The sequence below is a fragment of the Thermodesulfobium narugense DSM 14796 genome (assembly GCF_000212395.1).
Classification (GTDB): domain Bacteria; phylum Thermodesulfobiota; class Thermodesulfobiia; order Thermodesulfobiales; family Thermodesulfobiaceae; genus Thermodesulfobium; species Thermodesulfobium narugense.
The window spans coordinates 1,415,692-1,434,953 of sequence record NC_015499.1; the positions used below are offsets into that span (position 1 = coordinate 1,415,692).

At 34.0% G+C, this 19,262-nt stretch carries 17 protein-coding genes and 1 pseudogene; 5 read left to right on the forward strand and 13 right to left on the reverse strand.

All coding sequences use genetic code 11. From position 1 onward, the window contains the following. Positions 1–21: 21 nt before the first annotated feature. The 5 genes from THENA_RS07020 to trxA all read right to left on the reverse strand — a co-directional run bounded on the left by THENA_RS07020 (position 22) and on the right by trxA (position 4,559). The gene (locus THENA_RS07020) at positions 22–1,527 is read right to left on the reverse strand and encodes a (Fe-S)-binding protein (protein WP_013756707.1); all 1,506 of its coding nucleotides are present in this window, start codon (positions 1,525–1,527) and stop codon (positions 22–24) included. Between the two features lie 3 nt (positions 1,528–1,530). Continuing rightward, on the reverse strand, positions 1,531–2,340 hold the full coding sequence (locus THENA_RS07025) for a respiratory nitrate reductase subunit gamma (RefSeq protein WP_013756708.1): 810 nt from the start codon (positions 2,338–2,340) through the stop codon (positions 1,531–1,533). Positions 2,341–2,498: 158 nt separating this feature from the next. Continuing rightward, positions 2,499–3,224, reverse strand: a complete 726-nt coding sequence (locus tag THENA_RS07030) for a tRNA lysidine(34) synthetase (protein ID WP_013756709.1) — start codon at positions 3,222–3,224, stop codon at positions 2,499–2,501. Then, positions 3,211–4,224, reverse strand: coding sequence for a tRNA-specific 2-thiouridylase (locus tag THENA_RS07035; protein WP_013756710.1), 1,014 nt, complete (start codon positions 4,222–4,224; stop codon positions 3,211–3,213). The genes THENA_RS07030 and THENA_RS07035 overlap by 14 nt, the downstream gene beginning before the upstream one ends. Positions 4,225–4,247: 23 nt before the next feature. Continuing rightward, entirely contained in the window at positions 4,248–4,559 is a 312-nt protein-coding gene (gene trxA, locus THENA_RS07040; RefSeq protein WP_013756711.1) for a thioredoxin, read from the reverse strand. A 153-nt stretch (positions 4,560–4,712) separates the two neighbouring features. Between trxA and metE the strand changes: the two genes are divergently transcribed. After that, positions 4,713–6,977 (forward strand): 5-methyltetrahydropteroyltriglutamate--homocysteine S-methyltransferase, encoded by a 2,265-nt coding sequence (gene metE, locus THENA_RS07045; RefSeq protein ID WP_013756712.1) that lies wholly within the window; start codon positions 4,713–4,715, stop codon positions 6,975–6,977. A 41-nt stretch (positions 6,978–7,018) separates the two neighbouring features. On the opposite strand, the gene THENA_RS07050 is transcribed toward metE, so the two are convergent. Further along, the gene (locus THENA_RS07050; protein WP_013756713.1) at positions 7,019–8,851 is read right to left on the reverse strand and encodes an ATP-dependent helicase; all 1,833 of its coding nucleotides are present in this window, start codon (positions 8,849–8,851) and stop codon (positions 7,019–7,021) included. 108 nt (positions 8,852–8,959) lie between these two features. Here THENA_RS07050 and THENA_RS07055 point away from each other — a divergent pair, with 108 nt between their 5' ends. The 3 genes from THENA_RS07055 to aspS all read left to right on the forward strand — a co-directional run bounded on the left by THENA_RS07055 (position 8,960) and on the right by aspS (position 12,546). Next, positions 8,960–9,394, forward strand: a complete 435-nt coding sequence (locus tag THENA_RS07055; RefSeq protein WP_041437976.1) for a bifunctional UDP-sugar hydrolase/5'-nucleotidase — start codon at positions 8,960–8,962, stop codon at positions 9,392–9,394. A gap of 130 nt (positions 9,395–9,524) precedes the next feature. After that, on the forward strand, positions 9,525–10,784 hold the full coding sequence (gene hisS / locus THENA_RS07060; RefSeq protein ID WP_013756714.1) for a histidine--tRNA ligase: 1,260 nt from the start codon (positions 9,525–9,527) through the stop codon (positions 10,782–10,784). Next, positions 10,759–12,546 (forward strand): aspartate--tRNA ligase, encoded by a 1,788-nt coding sequence (aspS, locus tag THENA_RS07065; RefSeq protein WP_041437977.1) that lies wholly within the window; start codon positions 10,759–10,761, stop codon positions 12,544–12,546. Before hisS ends, aspS begins: the two co-directional genes overlap by 26 nt. Here the strand turns inward: aspS and THENA_RS07070 are convergent, their stop codons facing one another. Together THENA_RS07070 and THENA_RS07075 are read right to left on the reverse strand one after the other, a co-directional pair. Further along, positions 12,547–12,966 (reverse strand): hypothetical protein, encoded by a 420-nt coding sequence (locus THENA_RS07070; protein ID WP_013756716.1) that lies wholly within the window; start codon positions 12,964–12,966, stop codon positions 12,547–12,549. 276 nt (positions 12,967–13,242) lie between these two features. After that, positions 13,243–13,554: pseudogene (locus THENA_RS07075) on the reverse strand (S-layer homology domain-containing protein); the annotation flags it as partial. A 384-nt stretch (positions 13,555–13,938) separates the two neighbouring features. Here THENA_RS07075 and THENA_RS07080 point away from each other — a divergent pair. Further along, entirely contained in the window at positions 13,939–14,850 is a 912-nt protein-coding gene (locus THENA_RS07080; protein ID WP_013756717.1) for an alpha/beta fold hydrolase, read from the forward strand. Here the strand turns inward: THENA_RS07080 and THENA_RS07085 are convergent. Genes THENA_RS07085 through THENA_RS07105 form a run of 5 tightly spaced genes read right to left on the reverse strand, consistent with a single transcriptional unit; the run spans position 14,831 to position 19,086 of the window. Continuing rightward, the gene (locus THENA_RS07085) at positions 14,831–15,427 is read right to left on the reverse strand and encodes a class I SAM-dependent DNA methyltransferase (RefSeq protein ID WP_013756718.1); all 597 of its coding nucleotides are present in this window, start codon (positions 15,425–15,427) and stop codon (positions 14,831–14,833) included. The genes THENA_RS07080 and THENA_RS07085 overlap by 20 nt on opposite strands. A 14-nt stretch (positions 15,428–15,441) precedes the next feature. Beyond that, positions 15,442–16,188, reverse strand: coding sequence for an ABC transporter ATP-binding protein (locus THENA_RS07090; protein ID WP_013756719.1), 747 nt, complete (start codon positions 16,186–16,188; stop codon positions 15,442–15,444). Beyond that, positions 16,188–17,237, reverse strand: coding sequence for a FecCD family ABC transporter permease (locus THENA_RS07095; protein ID WP_013756720.1), 1,050 nt, complete (start codon positions 17,235–17,237; stop codon positions 16,188–16,190). Before THENA_RS07095 ends, THENA_RS07090 begins: the two co-directional genes overlap by 1 nt. Before the next feature lie 5 nt (positions 17,238–17,242). Further along, complete coding sequence (locus THENA_RS07100) at positions 17,243–18,331, reverse strand: iron ABC transporter substrate-binding protein (RefSeq protein ID WP_013756721.1); 1,089 nt, start codon at positions 18,329–18,331, stop codon at positions 17,243–17,245. Further along, positions 18,331–19,086, reverse strand: coding sequence for an ATP-binding protein (locus THENA_RS07105; protein WP_013756722.1), 756 nt, complete (start codon positions 19,084–19,086; stop codon positions 18,331–18,333). Before THENA_RS07105 ends, THENA_RS07100 begins: the two co-directional genes overlap by 1 nt. Positions 19,087–19,262 lie beyond the last annotated feature (176 nt).

Genomic DNA, 19,262 nt, shown 5'->3' on the forward strand with positions numbered 1-19,262 from the left:
TCAAAGTAAGATACAAGCATCTTATGACTTAGCATATTTACTCTCAGGAAAGGGGAAATCTACAATTGCATCGCCTACTAGGTCAACTAAACCTTTAATCTTTACATGATCAAGTTCACTTTTATATCCGTCATGAACTATAAAGGTATTATGCGCTTTTCCAATAGAACATATTACGACAGCTATATCTGGATTTACTGATTTATACTGTTCAGCTTTATTTTTTGAAAGCGCAATTCTTAGTTTTATGCTTTCAGGGTCATCCCACAATATTCCTGTTCCACCTCCACAACACCAGTTCATCTCTCTGTTTGGGGTCATCTCAACAAACGATCCCTCAGGTAATATCTTTGAAAGAACATACCGGGGCTCTTCTATAAGACCACCTGCCCTAGCATTGTTGCATGAGTCGTGAAGCGTCACCCTCATTCCTTCATACCTGGACGGATCTACTTTTATAATCCCATTATCTAACAACTCAATTAACTTGTGAACAAGGTGTACATAGTGGAACTTTTTATCAACCCACTCTCCGTTTACAGTCTTAGTCATCATCTTCCATGTTCTCCAACCGTGAGCGCATTCGCCTAGAACAACTTCTTTACAATCTTTCATCTTAAAGGTCTGATCTATTAGGCGCTTGTTCAACATTCTCATTGTGTTCTCGTGTAAAAACAAGCCGAAGTTACCCGTTTCTATAATATCGCTTGAAATCGTCCACCTTATTCCTGCAGCGTGCATTACCTTTGCCACACCCATCATAGTATCGGGATAAGCAAAAAAGTCTGCAGAAGAAGGGTTATAAAGTAGTTCAGCATCCCAATCATCAACTGGAATCTTTATGTCCACTCCTGTTTCCTCTTTAAGTTCTTCTTCGAGAAATTCCACGGTATCCATAAGGCCTGGCTTAGTAATAACCATATGGTTACCAGTCTTCCACATAGAAGTTAAAACGCTCCAGTGAAATTGAGATACAAAGCCACATTGAACAAGTATCTCTCTACCATATCTTGTAATTTCAGCAGTATCAATGCCCATAGGACAATAATATGAACACCTTCTACACTGAGAACACTGATAAAAATAATAATACATTTCTTTTAAGCCATCTAATGTAACTCTTTCTGCTCCTACAATAGGTCCAAGAATTGCGCCCTGAGTAGTAAAGTATTTTTTGTAATACCTCCTCAAGAGATCTGCTCTCATAACGGGTATATTTCTAAGCTCACCTGTCCCTTGATAGGTGTGGCAGGCGTTAACACATGCTCCACACTTTACACAACTCTCCATATAAACCTTTAGCTGTCTGTGCTCGGACAAAACTCGAGCAAAAGCGCTCACAAAGCGAGATTCTAATTCCGTTTCATCAAAAGGTTTGTCCAATGGCTCAAGAGGATAAATCTTTGGAGCTAAAAATGGCACTAAATGCTTCTCACCCTTATCCATAGTCTGGACTGTTTTTAATCTTTCATCTTCCCACCATCTCTGAGGGAATCTTCCCTTCTCTATATTTCTATCAAAGTTCATGCTCTATTTTCCTCCCTTCCATTCGCAAACCTTGCTTCTCCAGTCAAAAACCATAACTTTTCTAGGATCGTAGTTGGTTATCATCCAACGAGCGAAGAATATGCCACATGAGTGCATAAGTTTACTAAAAGGAAAGTAAATAAGCAAGGTTTCTACGAGGAATAGATGCCAAGTAAAGATAGGGTTATCAGGAAGGGGCACAGGATGTAATGTAAAAAGACCCATTATCCATCTCTGTGCTACGTCATACTCTACTCCATAAGTAGGGTTAAATCTCATAAAGTTACCCATACAGGAAATGCCCAAAATTAACAAAACGATCAAGTAATCAATACCATCTGACATTACCCTAACAATGGGGTTAAAAAATCTTCTGAGCAAGAGATAGATCAAACTCAAACTAAGAAATATACCAGAGATGGTACCCAAAAACTCAGACATATGCAAGCTCGTTTCAGGACTTACTCCTAAAATTGTGAACTGATGTCCAAGCGTTCCGATTCCTACAATATGACCCACTATAATAAGCGCAAACGATACGTGAAATATCCATCCTCCAACCCATAAATCTGTCCATTTTCCCGTATAAACGGTTGCATTATAAATTTTTAAAAGAATCGGTCGAAACAAAAAAGTATCAAGAAGAACCTTTATAAAAGCTCCCTCTGCGGTCTTTGGTGCTGGAAAATCCGTCAAAGGATATACTACGGGAGCCTTCATCCACCTATAAACTTGAAGTGGAACCCCCACAAAAAATACAACAATTGCTAAATAAGAAAAAACATTACCGACTAAGAAAGAGAACCAATCCAATAGACACTCACCCCTTCATTCAAAATTTTCACCCCATGGGTTATCACTATTATTTAAACTATAACAAAATTTATTAGAATTAACAAGCAAAACTTATATAACTATTAATAAAATCATATTATATTTCCATAAAAAAGACTTATTAAATAATAAATGATTTATATATTTCGTTGTTTTTTCATTTCTTCTTCAAGAAGCAATCTTGCCCAGGAAGCCATGTGCTGATGCATTACTTTCCAATTGTTATACCCTTGATAAAGCCAATTTTTTATTTTTATCCTTTCGCTATCCTTGCTATATGGGCACTCTGATTCCACAGGATTTATACCTTGAATCTTCTTTGAAAGTATCCTAATATGCTCTTCCTCAACTAAGAGAAGTGGCCTAATTAGGTAAATATCCCTTCTTGACAAATATTTAATTGGCACAAGAACATTGGGTCTTCCATTCATAGCTATTGTCATTACTATTCCTTCTAAGAGATCGTCAAGATGATGGCCTAAAGCTAAATGTGTAGCCCCCATAATTTTTGCACCGTCTACTAATGCACCTCGTCTAAGGTGAGAACAAATGGCACAAGGAGATTCACTTTTTGACAGGGAACTATATATATAAGATTTCCTCTCTATATATGGTATTCCATTTAAAATCAGATAATCTTTAATTTTATCGTAGCTAAAGCCAGGAAATCCCTGATCAACAAGGACTGCACAAAGCTTATACTTTTCCTTTCGATGTCTTAAAACTTCGTTTAGAGCCCAAAGCGTTATTAAACTATCTTTACCTCCAGATAAACCAACAGCAAGAGTAGTATTATTTGGAAGTATTGAATACTTATAATCAAGCTCCAATATTTTATTAAGAGTTCTTTTAATCAGTCCCAATAATAATACCACCACCTAGTAGTTCTCTATTATCTAAAGAATAAAATGATGCAATCTGACCCGGAGTTGGAGCAAAGACCTTTTCATGAAAGCTTACATGCAATTTATTTTCGTTAAATTGTATATCACAGATAACAGGTTTTGCCTGATATCTTATCTGCACCAAACATCTATCTGGAAGCTCGTTAAAAAAATTAAGATCAGTTACAATTATTGAACTTTTGTAGCAAAACTCCCTTGTATTCAAGTAAACCTCATTTTTTTCGTGGTTTAAGCTCTCTACATAAAGCTTTACTGGTTCTTTGTGACCAAGTCCCCTACTTTCTCCAATTGTATAAAGATATGAGCCCAAATGATTTGCAACTACCTTGTCTTTATACAAAAATTTACCAACTTTTACTCCGCATATATCTTGAATTAACTTTTTATATCCTTTTTTTACAAAACACAGGTCTTGACTAGATGAAATATCTTTCCAAAATGAATATTTCTCTTGCATAACCTTTTTTACATATTTCTTTGTAAAATCCCCTAGCGGAAAAATAGCGTTTTTAAGATAGATCGAAGGAACTAAAGCCAAAAAATAGCTTTGGTCCTTTTTTTCATCAAAACCTCTAAAAATTCTAGTTATATCATCATGAAAAATTTTTACATAGTGACCTGTAGAAATATAGTCATAATTAAAGTCAGATCTTATCTTTTCCAAAATTCTAAACTTTATCTTCATATTGCAAAAAGCACAAGGATTTGGGGTATATCCCAAGAGAGTCATATTAATTGATCTGTCAACAACTTCCTTTTTAAATTCTTTTATTGCATCGTAAAATTCAAATTTTACCCCCAAAAGTTCACCTAACATTTTTGCTCGAAAGAAGGTTTCATGATTATCAAAGAGCTTGATATACAAACAAATTACATCAAATCCGCTGTTTCTAAGTAAGAAAGCGGTATAGAAGCTATCTATACCGCCACTAATTCCAACGATTACTCTTTTATTCAATTTTCAAAAAACGATAAATTAAACTAAGCTAAAAAAGGTGAGATTTCTCTTGTTATTTTTTCTTTTGCCACTGCACCAACAATTCTCTTTTGTTCTTCTCCGTCTTTATACAAAATTAATGTTGGAATACTCACAATCCTAAGACTTTGCGCAAGCGCTCTATCATTATCAACATTAACTTTACATATTTTTAGTTTTCCAGCATACTCTTTGTCCAATTCTTCCAGAATAGGTGCTATCATCCTACAAGGTCCACACCACGGCGCCCAAAAGTCTATCAAAGTAATTCCACTTGATATCTCATCCTTAAAGTTTAATTCGTTTAGTTCCTTCATATTTATCACTCCTTATAAAAAATTGACATGTTTTAAGAAATATAAAAATTATCTTCAAAAATATACATAATATATTAAACTAAATTTATATTTTAGACAATTATTAATAAAGATGTTAATATTTATCAATTGCTTTGGAAGGAGTGAGGTTATTTGTTGAAAACTAGCGTTGTAGGTTATCCAAGAATCGGTGAAAAAAGAGAACTAAAGTTTCTTTTAGAAAACTTTTGGCAGGACAAAATCGATGAAGAAGAATTTATATCAAAGTATCATGAACTAGAACTTTCAAGATGCAAACTCCAATCAGAATTTGGCATAGACTTAATACCTGTAGGCGATATGTCAATGTACGATCACGTACTTGATACAGCTTATATGTTTGGAGTAATCCCAAAAAGGTTTGGCAAACCCAATGGCCTTGATTTATCAGTTTATTTTTCTATGGCCAGAGGATCAAAAGATGCTCCAGCAATGGAAATGACAAAGTGGTTTGATACAAATTATCACTATCTTGTACCAGAAATAGATGATGAACAAAACTTTTACTTAAATTATCCATTTGTATTAGAGTCGTTTAAAAGAGCAAAAGAAGCTGGAATTATCACAAAGCCTGTAATTTTAGGTGGTTTTACCTTTCTTAAATTATCAAAATCATATTCATCAAAAAGATTTAAAGATCTTTTGTTAAAATTGGCTCCAATATATGTTGAATTAATTCAACTATTAGAGAAAGAAGGTGCACAATACGTTCAAATAGACGAGCCATATTTAGTTTTGGGCCTTACATCCGATGAACTAAAAATATTCAGAGAATTTTATTACAACATTTTGCCTTATTTAAGTTGCAAAACTATTTTACAAACCTATTTTGAAGGCGTACCAGAACTAGAAATGCTTTATGAATTGCCATTTAAGGGTTTTGGACTTGATTTTTGTAGGTCTGATGAAAATCTTAACAAGATTCTAAATACAGACTTTCCTGAAAATAAGTTTTTGGTTGCAGGCTTAATAAACGGCAGAAATATCTGGAAATCAGACTTAACAAAAGTAATAAAGGTTTTGGATAAAATTAAAACCAAAGTACATCCAGATAGGATTATACTTTCTACAAGCTGTTCTCTAATGTTCATTCCTTCCTCTGACAAAAACTCTGAGGATTTTCCTAAAGAACTAATTAATAGGCTTTCTTTTGCAAAGGATAGACTTAAAGAGCTATATATTTTAAAGGAATTTTTAAACGGCAACAATTCTTTTTCTTCAAAGATAGAAGAATCACACAAGATATGGGAAAAAACTCCTGGAACCTTTTTCATAGAAGAAGTACACAATAAAGTAAAGAATTTAAAAAAGGAAGATTTTATAAGGAAGGAACCCTTCGAAGAAAGATACAAAGTCCAAATGGACGAACTTAAACTTGGATTGTTTCCTACTACCACCATTGGCAGTTTCCCACAAACCAAAGAACTTAGAGCGAAAAGAGCAGCTTTCAAATCGGGTACGATTTCCAGAGAAGAGTATACTTCATATATCAAAAGCCTTATAGAAGATGTAATCAAAAAACAAGAAGAGTTGGGTCTTGACGTATTTGTACACGGCGAATTTGAAAGAACTGATATGGTAGAATTTTTTGGTGAAAAACTTCAGGGCTTTACCACCTCAAAGTTTGCTTGGGTTCAATCTTACGGTTCAAGGTGTGTAAGACCACCTATAATTTATGCTGATATTAAGAGAAACGCACCAATGACTTTGGATGAAATAATATACGCTCAATCACTAACAAAAAAGCCCGTAAAGGGTATGCTTACAGGTCCAGTTACGATACTTAATTGGTCATTTGTAAGAGAAGACATTCCTAGAGAAGAAGTAGCATATCAAATAGCTCTTGCTCTTGCAGAAGAAATTTTAGATCTTGAAAAAAGCGGCATTAAAATAATTCAAATTGATGAACCAGCATTTAGAGAAGGTTTGCCTTTGAGAAAATCGAATAGAGAAAAGTATATTGATTGGGCTATAAAATCATTCAGATTGACAAATAGCAATGTAAAAAAGAATACTCAAATTCATACCCATATGTGTTATTCAGAGTTCAACGAAATGATTGATGCAATCTATGCTATGGACTCTGACGTAATTTCTATAGAAGCATCAAGAAGCAAAGGAGATATCCTAGAAGTTTTTGAAAAATTCAAATACGATCACGGTATAGGACTTGGAACCTATGATATCCACAGTCCGAGAGTACCATCTGTTTCCGAAATACTCGAAATATTAGAGCGATCTATAAAAGTTATTGATAAAAAGCTCATCTGGGTTAACCCTGACTGTGGTCTCAAGACAAGAGGTTGGGAAGAAACCATACCTTCACTAAAAAATATGGTTGAGGCTGCAAAAATTATGAGAGCAAGATATAATAAATAAAAAATTTCTACCCCGGAGAATTTTTTATTCTCTGGGGTTCTTTATCTTGCAATAAAAACTTCCAGATAATTATCCTTTTCCCTTAAGAAGGGACTAATAGTGTTTTTCGCAAAATAGCCCCTGCTTTTCTTTGAATGTCTAGGAAATGTAAATATAAGTCTTTGCTTAGCTCTAGTTATTGCTACGTAAAATAATCTTCTTTCTTCTTCAATTTCATCAGTCGATTGGGCCCTAAAGTGTGGGTAAACGCTCTCTATCACTGATAATAGGAATACTACGTCAAATTCCAATCCTTTTGCCGAATGAATAGTGCTTAAAATTACATTATTATTGTCAAATTCAGATTTTTCAACCGGATCAAGAGTAAAGGCTTCAAGATATTCTACCAAATTATCATAATTAGAGCTCATATCCATGAATTTGATTAAATCTTCTTCTCTCTCTTCATAATTTTCAGGATAAAGTCTGTTCATTATATCTTTATAGAAATCAAAAACCAACTCCAAGAGGTCATGCCAATCGGTAATTTTAAATAATTTATCAAAAAAAATATTTAATTCTTCAAGATTTTTTTCCTTAGACAATGCCTTCTTTAAGTTATCCCCACTAATCACAGCATCTTTAATCTTTTCTGCTTTTTTCTCCCCAATTCCAGGAAACATCTTTAAAATTCTGATTAGCGCTATTTCGTCCTTTGGATTTACAAAAACTCTCAAAAACGACATAAAGTCTTTAGCGTGAGCGCTTTCAGTTAACTTTTGACCACCATAAAATGAATATTTTATTCCCATTGAGTTAAGTTGGCTCTCAAGGTTTCTGCCAATATACGCTGCTCTATATAAAGCAGCTACCTTCAATCCTTTTTCGCCAAATTTTTGCATTTCTCTAGCTACATATCTTGCTTCTTCCCAGTCATCGCTAACAATTACCAATTTAGGTTTAACGTTTTCTTTTAATCTCACATTTGCTACTAACTCTTTTTTGATAGAACTATAAGAAGACTGAATAATAGAATTTGCAATATCTAAAATTTGTTGAGTTGATCTATAGTTTGAAGAAAGAATAATTTTTTCAGCGTCAAGTCTTTTAATAAAATTAAACATATTTTCATAATAAGCACCTCTAAAAGAATAAATGCTTTGAGCGTCATCGCCAACCGCACTTATCCTTGAACCCAAATCATAAAAGTAATACAGCATTTCAGCTTGAATTTGATTTGTATCCTGAAACTCATCTACTAAAACTTCGTCAAAAGGACTTTTTTCAAGAGTCTTAATTGCAAGTAATCCATACATCAAAAGATCGTCAAAATCTAGATAATTTCTTTCCTTTTTATTTAGTTCATATAAACTTATAATCTTCTTAATATCTTCAAAATTAACATATTTATATTTTCTTTGAACAATCTCAATAAAGTCTTGGTTATTATTTCTTGCGTATGAGTATAATGATAAAATATCCTTTGGCTTAAATATTAGCGAATCAATTTTCTCTTTGCTATAGATCCTAGAAAATACCTTCTTCATCAGATCAAGAGAATCAGACTCATCAATGATAACAAAATCATTGGTCAACCCAACCCTTTCAGAACGCCTCCTAATTATATTTGAACAAAAAGAATGAAATGTGCCAGAGTAAAGTCTATTTTTCGTATCCTCTTCAATCAATTCTCTAACTCTTGTGGTCATTTCCCTTGCTGCCTTTTTAGTAAAGGTGAGTAGAAGATATCTTGCATCTGGATTTTCTTTTATAAGTCTTGCTGCTCTAGTTGTTAAAACTCTTGTTTTGCCAGTACCTGCTCCAGCCACTATCAAAAGCGCTCTGCTATCAGAATAAACTGCCCTTTTTTGATCTTCATTTAAATTTAAATCCAAAATACACACCTCTAAGTCTCAAATTATTTGAAAACTTTATTATATATTAGAATCAAAAATAGAAGTTAACAAATAATTAATATGATATTAAATTAATATGGTATTAATATGATAGAAGTCGCCATATCAGAAAATCCAAACAATACTATTCTAATATCCATTGGAGATATTTTTAATAGATCCTTTTTATCAAGTTATTCTGGAGAAAAACCTGTTATTGAGTTTATGAATTATCTTAAATTTGACGCAATGAATCTGGGATTTTCTGAAGTAATGTCAAATACATACGTGATCTCAGGCTTGTTAAAAAGGCTAAGCTTTCCTGCCATCTCTATAAACAACGAGCGATTGAAAAATATGCTTGAGTTATCAGCTTACACTTTCATTGAAAGAGGTGGGCTAAAAATTGCAATAATAGGCATATCAAATCCAGAAAAAGTTGCTGAATTAATACCAGGCAGTTTCATTCAACCATATATTGATTATGCCAGAAAAGATGGAGCAGATTTAGTAATTCTTTTGAGTTCTATACCTTTAATTTAAGTTCATCGTGAAAAAATATCGGCTTTGTTTCAATATGTTTTATCTTTTATTTTATATATAGAAAATTTTGATATTATATTCTTGTGTTAAAATAAAGTGTTAATTTTTTGTAGAGCATAAGGAGAGAAAATTGAACTACAAAGCACCAAAAGGAACTTTTGATATTTTCGGGAAAAAAGCTAAAATTTATGAAAAAATAGAAAACGTTAGCAAAAAAATTATGAATTTGTATGGCTTTTCACAGATAAGAACTCCGATATTTGAGGACGCAGGACTTTTCGTAAGAAGTCTTGGTGAAACCTCAGATGTGGTTCAAAAAGAGATGTATCTATTCAAAGATAAAGGAGACAGATTGCTTGCTCTAAGACCAGAAGGTACAGCCCCAGTAATAAGAGCGATAATAGAAAATAAACTTGCACAAAATAGTCCGATAAAGCTCTTTTATACGGGACAGATGTTTAGATACGAAAGGCCTCAGGCAGGTAGATTTAGGCAATTTTATCAGTTTGGAGCAGAAATTGTTGGAACACACGATCCAATTTCTGACTTTGAAATAATCGATTCTTCCATAAAAATATTAAAGGAATTAGGAGTAGAATATGAATTGCACCTTAACTCTGTAGGCTGCATGGATTGCAGAAACGTTTACAAAGAGGTTTTGCTTACTTTTTTGAAAAATCACGAAAACGAGCTTTGTGAGAACTGTAAAACCCGAATGTACAAAAACCCGCTAAGAGTTTTGGATTGCAAAGAAGATCAATGTAAACTTATAACATCAGCTGCTCCTAAAATTACAGATTATTTGTGTGATGGGTGTAAAATTCATTTTGAAAAACTTCAGAGCTATTTAAAGAAATTTAAAATTGAATATATATTAGATCCTCGTCTTGTAAGAGGACTTGATTACTACACAAAAACTGCATTTGAAGCGCTAAATTTCTCGCTTGGTTCACAAAATGCAGTTTTAGGTGGTGGAAGATATGATGGTTTAGCAGAAGAACTGGGAGGGAAGAATCTCCCAGGAGTAGGGTTCGCCTCAGGAATAGAAAGACTTGTTACTATTTTAGAAAGATTAGATAAAACCTATGAAAAAGAACATAAATTTATGGTAATTCCTGTAACAGAAAATGAATTTGACTTTGCTTTAGAATTTTTAGCACAATTAAGAAACTTTGTATGCTCTTTGTTTCCATACGATTATAAAAACTTAAAATCTTCTATGAAGCTTGCTTCTAAATTAGACTGTGACTACGTAGTATTAATAGGCCAAGATGAAATAAAAAATAATATGATTAGTTTAAAAAATCTTGAAAATGGCCAACAAAAGAGTTTTTCTAAAGATGAATTTCTAAATATCATAAGTAATGAGAGGTGCAATTTTGGCTTATAGAACACATACGTTAAAAGAGATAAACAGATCTTTGGAAAATAAAACTATTACTGTATGCGGTTGGGTTAACAAAAGGAGAGACCACGGCAATCTTATATTTTTAGATATCAGAGACAGATATTCTCTTTTACAGGTTGTAGTAGACTCAGAAAACAAAGAAACCTTTAGGAAGGCAGAAGAAATCAGATCTGAATACGTGCTGCAAATAACTGGAGAACTCAGAAAAAGACCTTTAGGCACAGAAAATACAAAAATTTCAACCGGCGAATTTGAGTTGGTTGCAAGCAATATAAACATATTAAACAGATCAAAAGTGCCGCCATTTTCTATCTCAGATGAACAAAAAGACTACGACGAAAAATTAGGATTAAAATACAGATATCTTGATCTTAGAAGAACTGATAAAAAAGAAAATATTATAAAAAGACACCTAATCACCAATACAATAAGAAATCACTTCTTAGAAAACGATTTTCTCGAAATAGAAACACCCTATCTTACCAAAAGCACACCTGAGGGAGCAAGAGACTTTCTTGTGCCATCAAGACTCCAACCAGGCACTTTTTATGCACTTCCTCAATCCCCTCAGCTTTTCAAGCAAATTTTGATGGTGAGCGGATTTGATAGATATTTTCAAATAGTAAGGTGCTTTAGAGATGAAGATCTAAGAGCTGATAGACAGCCAGAATTCACCCAGGTAGACGTTGAGATGTCTTTTGTAGAACCAAACGATGTAATGACCATAACAGAAGAGCTATTCAAAAAATTAAATGTACAATTTGGCATAGAATGCGACTACCCCATTAAAAGAATAAGTTACACAGAAGCTATGAATAAATATGGAACTGATAGACCAGATCTTAGAAATCCTCTTGAAATACTTGATTTCACTGAAATTCTAAAAGATACAAAATTAAAAATATTTAGAAGTGTAATCGAAAAAGATGGATATATTAAGGGTTTCATATTAAAAAATAAAGAGTGTCATCCCACTAGGCCAACTCTTGAAAAGATAAACAACATGGCAAAAGATTTTGGACTTCCAGGCATTGCATGGATACTATTTGACGGATCTGAGGTAAGGTCTCCAATAGCAAAGTTTTTATCTGAAAATGAGATAAGCTCTTTTAAAAAAACATTTGACCTTGGCGACAAAGATGCTATCCTCCTTGCTGCAGGTAAAGACGGCCTTTTAGAAGCTCTTGGCTCACTAAGACTATTTCTTGGAAACGAGTTTAATTTAGTAAATGAAAGCGAATTTAAATACCTGTGGGTTGTAGACTTTCCTTTGTTTGAATACGACGAAAAAGAGAAAAGGCTAAACTCAGTTCATCATCCATTTACTGCCCCACACCCAGAAGATCTGGAAAAGTTAGACACAGATCCCCTTTCTGTTCGATCCCTTGCCTATGACATCGTTCTAAACGGAAATGAATTAGGTGGCGGAAGCATCAGAATAAACAATACTAACTTACAAAGCAAGATATTTAAGCTACTCGACATTTCGCCTGAGGAGGCACAAATAAAATTCGGCTTTCTTCTGGAAGCGCTGGAATACGGCGCCCCTCCGCACGGAGGCATTGCGCTCGGGCTCGACAGAATAACCATGCTCTTTACTGGTGCAAAATCCCTAAGAGATGTCATAGCCTTTCCTAAGACCCAGAGCGGGACCTGCCTTCTTACCGACGCACCCTCACAGGTGGACAGAAAGCAGCTTGATGAATTGTCTATCTCTGTGAATATAAAGGAAGAGCAAGGCTAATTATTTCTTGATATAATCCTCAGCTATATCTATAGCTCTACTTAAAAGAGAGATGTCTTCTGGGTAATCGATTATCGTTGAGGGTGTTCTATTCTCTAATATTATGGTGTTGTTATCAGAGAAAGTTTTATATTCCAGCATCCTGGTAGGTAACAAAATATCGCTTATGTCTGTAGAATACCTCTTCAGACTTTTAATAACGTCCTTATCAAAGTGTACCTCGCTTAGAACCCAGAATTTCATAGTGTGATCATTTTTGTCATATACCACGCTATCAGCATCCACATAATCTTTTCTAACCTCTCCCGATGAAAGTGTCAGTGTTCCAACATATTGCCAGTTGGTAGCAAGGGCAGAATCTGATTTCGAAAAAGAAAATATTATTGCAAGACCTATTACAAGAAGAAGTTTAGCTCTCATAAAATCTTCATCCCTCCTAAATTTGGCATAATATTATAATATAACATAAAAAAGCCCCCTGATTTCTCAGGGGGTTAAAGAAACTTTTTTAGAATTTTACGTCCATTTGAATATAGTATCTTTGATCCTTGTCCACTTGATCTGGATTAAATGTCCAATAAAGAGGAACAGGTTGTTTCGAAGGTATATAGCTTGTATTATAAGGTTTCTTGCCCTTCCAGTAGTCATAATTAAAGGTTAAGGTTGCGTTATTTGCAACAGGAAGGGTGTAATAGACAGTGCAGCAACCCTGACGTTTAGTGATGCCAATTCTGACTTAAACTCTTCTGCTAACTTCATAAGTGTTGCGATGTCAGTTGCATTAAGCTCTATCTTTTGATCCTGTGCATTCTGGCCCTTTTCATAGGCATCGAGCATTCTTGCAACTACCATTGCCATCTCATAACGAGTGGCTGTCCTTTCGCCCCTAAAAGTTGAGTCGCCATAACCAATGACCAATCCTTTTGCTGCTAAATCTTGCACTGCTTTGTATGCCCATGAATTAGCTGGTACATCTGAGAATGGTCCTGCCATAGCGGGTAGTGTCATAAGTATGAAAATTGATATCGCTAAAAAAACAAAAACAAATTTTTTCAAATTTAGAGCCCCCTTCAAGGAAAAATTATTTGTCCCCTTCATATAAACCTTTATACAGATCTCACGCCTGCTTTATAGAGATATATGCCTCCTTTTTCTGCAGAATGCATCAGATCTTTACAAAGGCTTATTTTAAATAAAAATTAAGTTAGATTTATATTAAATAAAAAAATATTTTTGTCAAATAACAATTTGGTTATATAAATTATTAATTACTTGTCACCGCTGAAATATAGTAGTAGTCTCACAATCACAGCCAATTTGATCCCACAATGTAAGAAGTGTTAGAATCTAATATCCTAAATCATTTAAACTTATACGACTTTGGAGGAAATTATGAAGCGATTAGTGGTTTCAATTTTTCTAATACTATTTATCTTGATGTCAAAAAGCGCCTATGCAAACCAAGAGTTTTACGATCTGTTAAACAACACATACACACGATACACAAATACTGAGTCTTCAATGATAGCCTACAAAGTTTTAGGCGAAAAAAATAAAAAGACCATCGTAATGTTGGAGCCTTTTTCAAGCAGCATGAACAGTTGGGATGATTCATTTGTAATGAATCTTTTGCAGAATTTCAGACTTATTTTTATAGATTATCCAGGTATCGGACAATCAAAATTCCTTTCAAACAAAGATCCAGATATAGGCGAATTGGCACAAGCCGTAAAAAATGTCTTAAAGAATGAGAAGATAAAGAGTGCAAATATTCTTGGATATTCAATGGGAGGTTTTGTAGCTCAACAATTCGCACGGATGTACCCTGATATGGTAGATTCCCTTATATTAATAGGCACCGATGCAGGAGGATCTAGCGCTATAAAACCTCAAGATTACGTAATAGATGCACTTTTCAACCCGTTGCCAGATTTAGAAAAGCAGGGTGAAAGAATTATGAAAGTACTTTTCCCAAAAGATGAAATTGACAATTACAAAATTAAGATGGCACTCATTTATGAAAGATCTGCTCCTGATATTACCCCAAAAGTTTTTAACTATGAAAAACAGATAATATATAGATGGTATCTAGATAATACCAATCAAAAGGAACTTGATGGCAAATATTTTAAAACCCTTATTCTCTCATCTGATCAAGACCTGGTAGTTCCACCCGAAAACGCATTAATACTTCATAAGATTTTGCCAAATTCAAAATTAGTAATATTCAAAGGCGCAGGTCACGCGCTCATTTATCAAATGCCATCAGAAATATCACTAGCTATTAGAAAATTTCTTGAGTAAACTTTTGCAGGTGAAGAATATAGCCTTCTTCATCATCCTTTGTATTTAGTATTGAAAATCCTTTGCTCTTTGCCGTCTCTTGTACTGTCTCAACGGGTAAAAGCACGTGATCTTTTACCTCTTCTTTTCTTGAATGAACCATATTTATATGTTCCCTTGAAGAGTTATGGAGTATTAAAATTTCGCCTCTTCTGTCCAATAACTGTGAAGATTTTGTAAACAAGCTTTCCAAATCTCCCAAATGCGGCAAAACATTTATCATAAGGATAAGGTCAAAAATGCCCTCCACTTCAAAAAAATTCTTTATATTAACTGTAAATCTTGCATCATGAATTCTTTCAATTGCCCTTCTAACCATCTTTGCAGATATGTCTATTGCAAACAACCTTGCAGTAGGTTTTAATCTCTTTAAAATATAGCCGGTTTCAATTCCTGTAGCACAACCAACTTCCAACACTCTTGTAAATAAATTCCAATCTACAAGATCAAGTCCTCTCTCTAGAACATTTATATCTCCTCTTGAAAATATACTGTCCCACTCATCAGATAATCTATCAAAAAAATCTACCGTATCCATTTTTCCTCCAAAATTTAAAATAGTAAAAATGGCCTTCCATCGATATTTTGAATTTTTACCTTAACCCCAAAAACTTTGTTAAAGTTTTCTTCGGTTATAATTTCTAAGCCTCCTGAGGAGAATATCTTTCCATCTTTCATCAAAATAAACTTGTCAATAAATCTAAGCGCAAGATTTATATCGTGAATAGCAACTAGACACGAGATTTTCTTCTCTTTTATAATTCGTTTTATAATGTTCATCACTTCGATCTGACTCTTTATGTCAAGATTATTCGTTGGCTCATCCATAAGAATTAGTATAGGCTCTTGAACCAATGCTCTTGCAACTATCACCTTTTGAAGCTCTCCGCCGCTTAATTCGTCAACAAATCTCATAGAAATTTCGTGGAGTGAAAGCATTTCTATAACCTTTTTTGTAATTTCAAGATCTTTATCTGATATCCCCCAGCTAACATACGGTTTCCTTCCTAGTAGTATTGCATCAAAGACTGTAAGTCTAGTAGCTTGATTCTGTTGGGAAACATAAGAAATCTTTTTGGCAACATCTGCACCTAATTCTTCTATATACTGTCCCTCAATCAATATTGTCCCTAATTTTGGTTTAAGAATTCTATTAATACACTTTATCAAAGTAGACTTGCCTACGCCATTGTTTCCAAGTATAGCAATAAGATCACCCTTTTCTATGTGAAAGCTTATATCTTTTAACACATCAACGCTATTATAAGAAAATCTTATATCTCTGATCTGGATAAACATTACTTGATTTTTCCTTTTAAATATAGAATATAAATAAAAAATGGCGCTCCCAAAAAAGATGTAACAGCTCCTATAGGCAAGATAACAGGTGACAAAATTGTTCTGCTAACTATATCAGCTATTATTAGCAAAATTGCTCCCATAAATGCGCTGGCTGGAAGGATAAACCTGTGATCAAAGTCTATCATTCTTCTCATTGCTTGAGGCGCTACCAATCCCACAAAACCTATTATTCCTAAAAATGAAACTATCACTGCGGTTATAAGAGAAGAGACTATCATTGATACGAATCTTATTTTGTCAACATCGATACCCAAACCCTTAGCGCTCTCATCACCTATTTGCATAGCATTATAGTTTAGACTGTTGAGTAAAAAATACACAAAAGATAATGCTATCACGATAGTCATTATCAAGATCTCGTTCCAGTATGCTCTACCTACATCTCCAAATGTCCAAAACACCATACTGGTTACTGCAACTTCATTTGAAAAGTACTGAAGCATTATGATCATAGCAGAAAAGAGTGCTCCAAGGGCAACGCCTGAAAGAACTATTGACTCAGGGCTAAAGCCTTTAAATTTTGAAAGAAATACTATAGTAAAGGTAGACAAAAGAGATCCAAAAAACGCACAAACTGTTACAAAATATGGATTATTAATAATAATATTCGTACCAAGAGAACCCTGTCCCAACAACACTATTCCTACACAAGCCCCAAACGCAGCTCCCTGAGAAACACCAAGTGTAAATGGAGATGCAAGAGGATTTCTTAAAACGTTTTGCATCACGCAACCTGCTATTGCAAGACCAAATCCAGCCACAAAGGATGACGCTATTCTTGGAAGGCGTACATTAAACAAGATCGAAGCCTCTCTTGAATTTGGATTAAAAAACGACAAAATTATATCTGAAAAACTTAGATTAAATGTGCCAATTTTTGCAGAAAATATTATAAAAAACAAAGAAATAGAAAACAAAAATATTAGAATGAAAAATTTTTTCTTATAATAACTTTTGTAATTCTTTAGAATGTCCTTTTTATCCATATAATCTAAAAAACTATTCTTGTGAAACCAGGATAATTTTTCACAATCTCATTAAACATTGGTTTGTCCAAAAATTCTTTAAATATTTCATTTGCTTTTGTACTAATATTTATATCAGAAAATCTATCGGGATAAATAACCTTTCCAGCAAAGTAGCTGTCTATCAAAGCTATCTCTATATTTGTAGTATAGTAGTTGAAAGGTAGCTGCCCATAAACTTTGTTTTCCTTAAAAGCCTTTAACTCATCGTAAAAAGCCTTGTTCTTTCTATAATCTTCCTTTACCAGAGAGAGTCCTCCTTCATCAATGAAGATGATATCAGGGTTCAACTTTACCAGATATTCTTTGTCAAGCATCAGGCTGCCTGAATTCTTTATTTTATCTACAACATTTTTTGCGTTTATCAAAGTAAAGGGCAAATATCTAGCCTGAGTGCTTTCAATTCCGTGAACACCAGCCATACCAAGTGCCCCTACGTAAACGCTCGGTTTTTCATCTGGTGAAATATTTTTCGTTCTACTATCTAAGTCCTCTTCTATACTCTTTATATATAAGATTAGCTGATCTGCCCTATCAGATCTTCCTGAAACCTCACCAATAATTCTTAAAGAATTAAATATATCGTTCATATCAAAGCTAGCAAATTGGCCATAGCTAAGCAATATTACAGGTATGTTTGTCTTTGACTGAATTGCATCAGCCTGATCCTTCGTTAGATATGCAGCAAATATAACATCTGGTTTAAGTGATATGATACTTTCAAGGTTTGGGCTTGGACGAGGACCGCCCTGGCCTATTCCTGGTAGACTTCTTAACTGTGGATACGCAAGAATATACGGCCTTGAAAAAGCATCCCATTCCCTTTCAGAATCCTCTACCCCTACTACCGAGTCTGCAAGTCTCATATAAGAGATAAGTCTTAGTGCGCCAGGCCCTATTGCTACGATTCTTTTTACAGGGATTTCTTTCAGGGTAACCTTCCTTCCAAGCGCATCAGTCACGGTTAAACTATAATTACCCTTCTGAGCTACATTATCACAGCCCGAAATAAAGAACAATGTACATATGAAAAAAAATATTTTTAAAAATTTCATTACAAGATTGAATTTATAAGATTTGAGTCTTCAATAGTCAACTTTTCTCCCTTGAGATTTGCCTTTGAGATCTCACTTCTAAAGGGTAAGAAGCCATCTACCTTTATTTTTCTTTTAAGAAGCAGTTCCTCGAGTTCTGATCTACTCTCATCATTGACCTTGTTTAATATTACTTTATATGGTTTGACATGCTTTCCTTCTGAAATTAACCCTATAGTTTTCTCGCAAAGCGAAATTGATTCAAAGGAAGGCTCTATCACAAGCCATACCAGGTCTATAGCCTCGTGCACACCTCTTCCAAAGTGCTCTATTCCAGCTTCAGTATCCACCAAAACATATTGACTATCTTTAACTTTTAACTTTTTTAAAAACTCTCTTGTTACAGCTCCCATTGGACACGCACAACCCTCCATACCGTGTTCAATCTTGCCAGTTTGAATGAAACCTATATTATCCCTCCAGGAAGAAAAATTTTTCAGGTCTTCAAAAGTGAGTTCAGTTGTAAACATCGGAGTCTTTTCTTTTCCTTCAGATTTTAAAAAAGATAAAAGTGCTTTTTTTACTTCAGCTTTACCACCAAAATATCCCATTAGGGTCTTTTCAGAATCAATGCCAAGCATGTTAGAAAGACAAAGATTAGATTCGTCGGCATCAAGGACAAAAACCTCGCCTCTTTTTGAAAGAGTGTTAGCTGCAATTGCTGTAAGAGTGCTCTTTCCACATCCACCTCTTCCACAAACCAAAATTTTTGGCATATTAAACCTCCCTAAATAAAATAAGCCACAAAGGCTATTAGTACAATCTACTCAGCAAACAGCCTTCATGGCTCCCTAAAAGAGTTCAACTCTTTATTTTTTTTATTATACAATAAGTTTTTAATTTTGTATTATTTTTTAAAAGTTATATAAAACTTTAATTATAATAGTAAAAT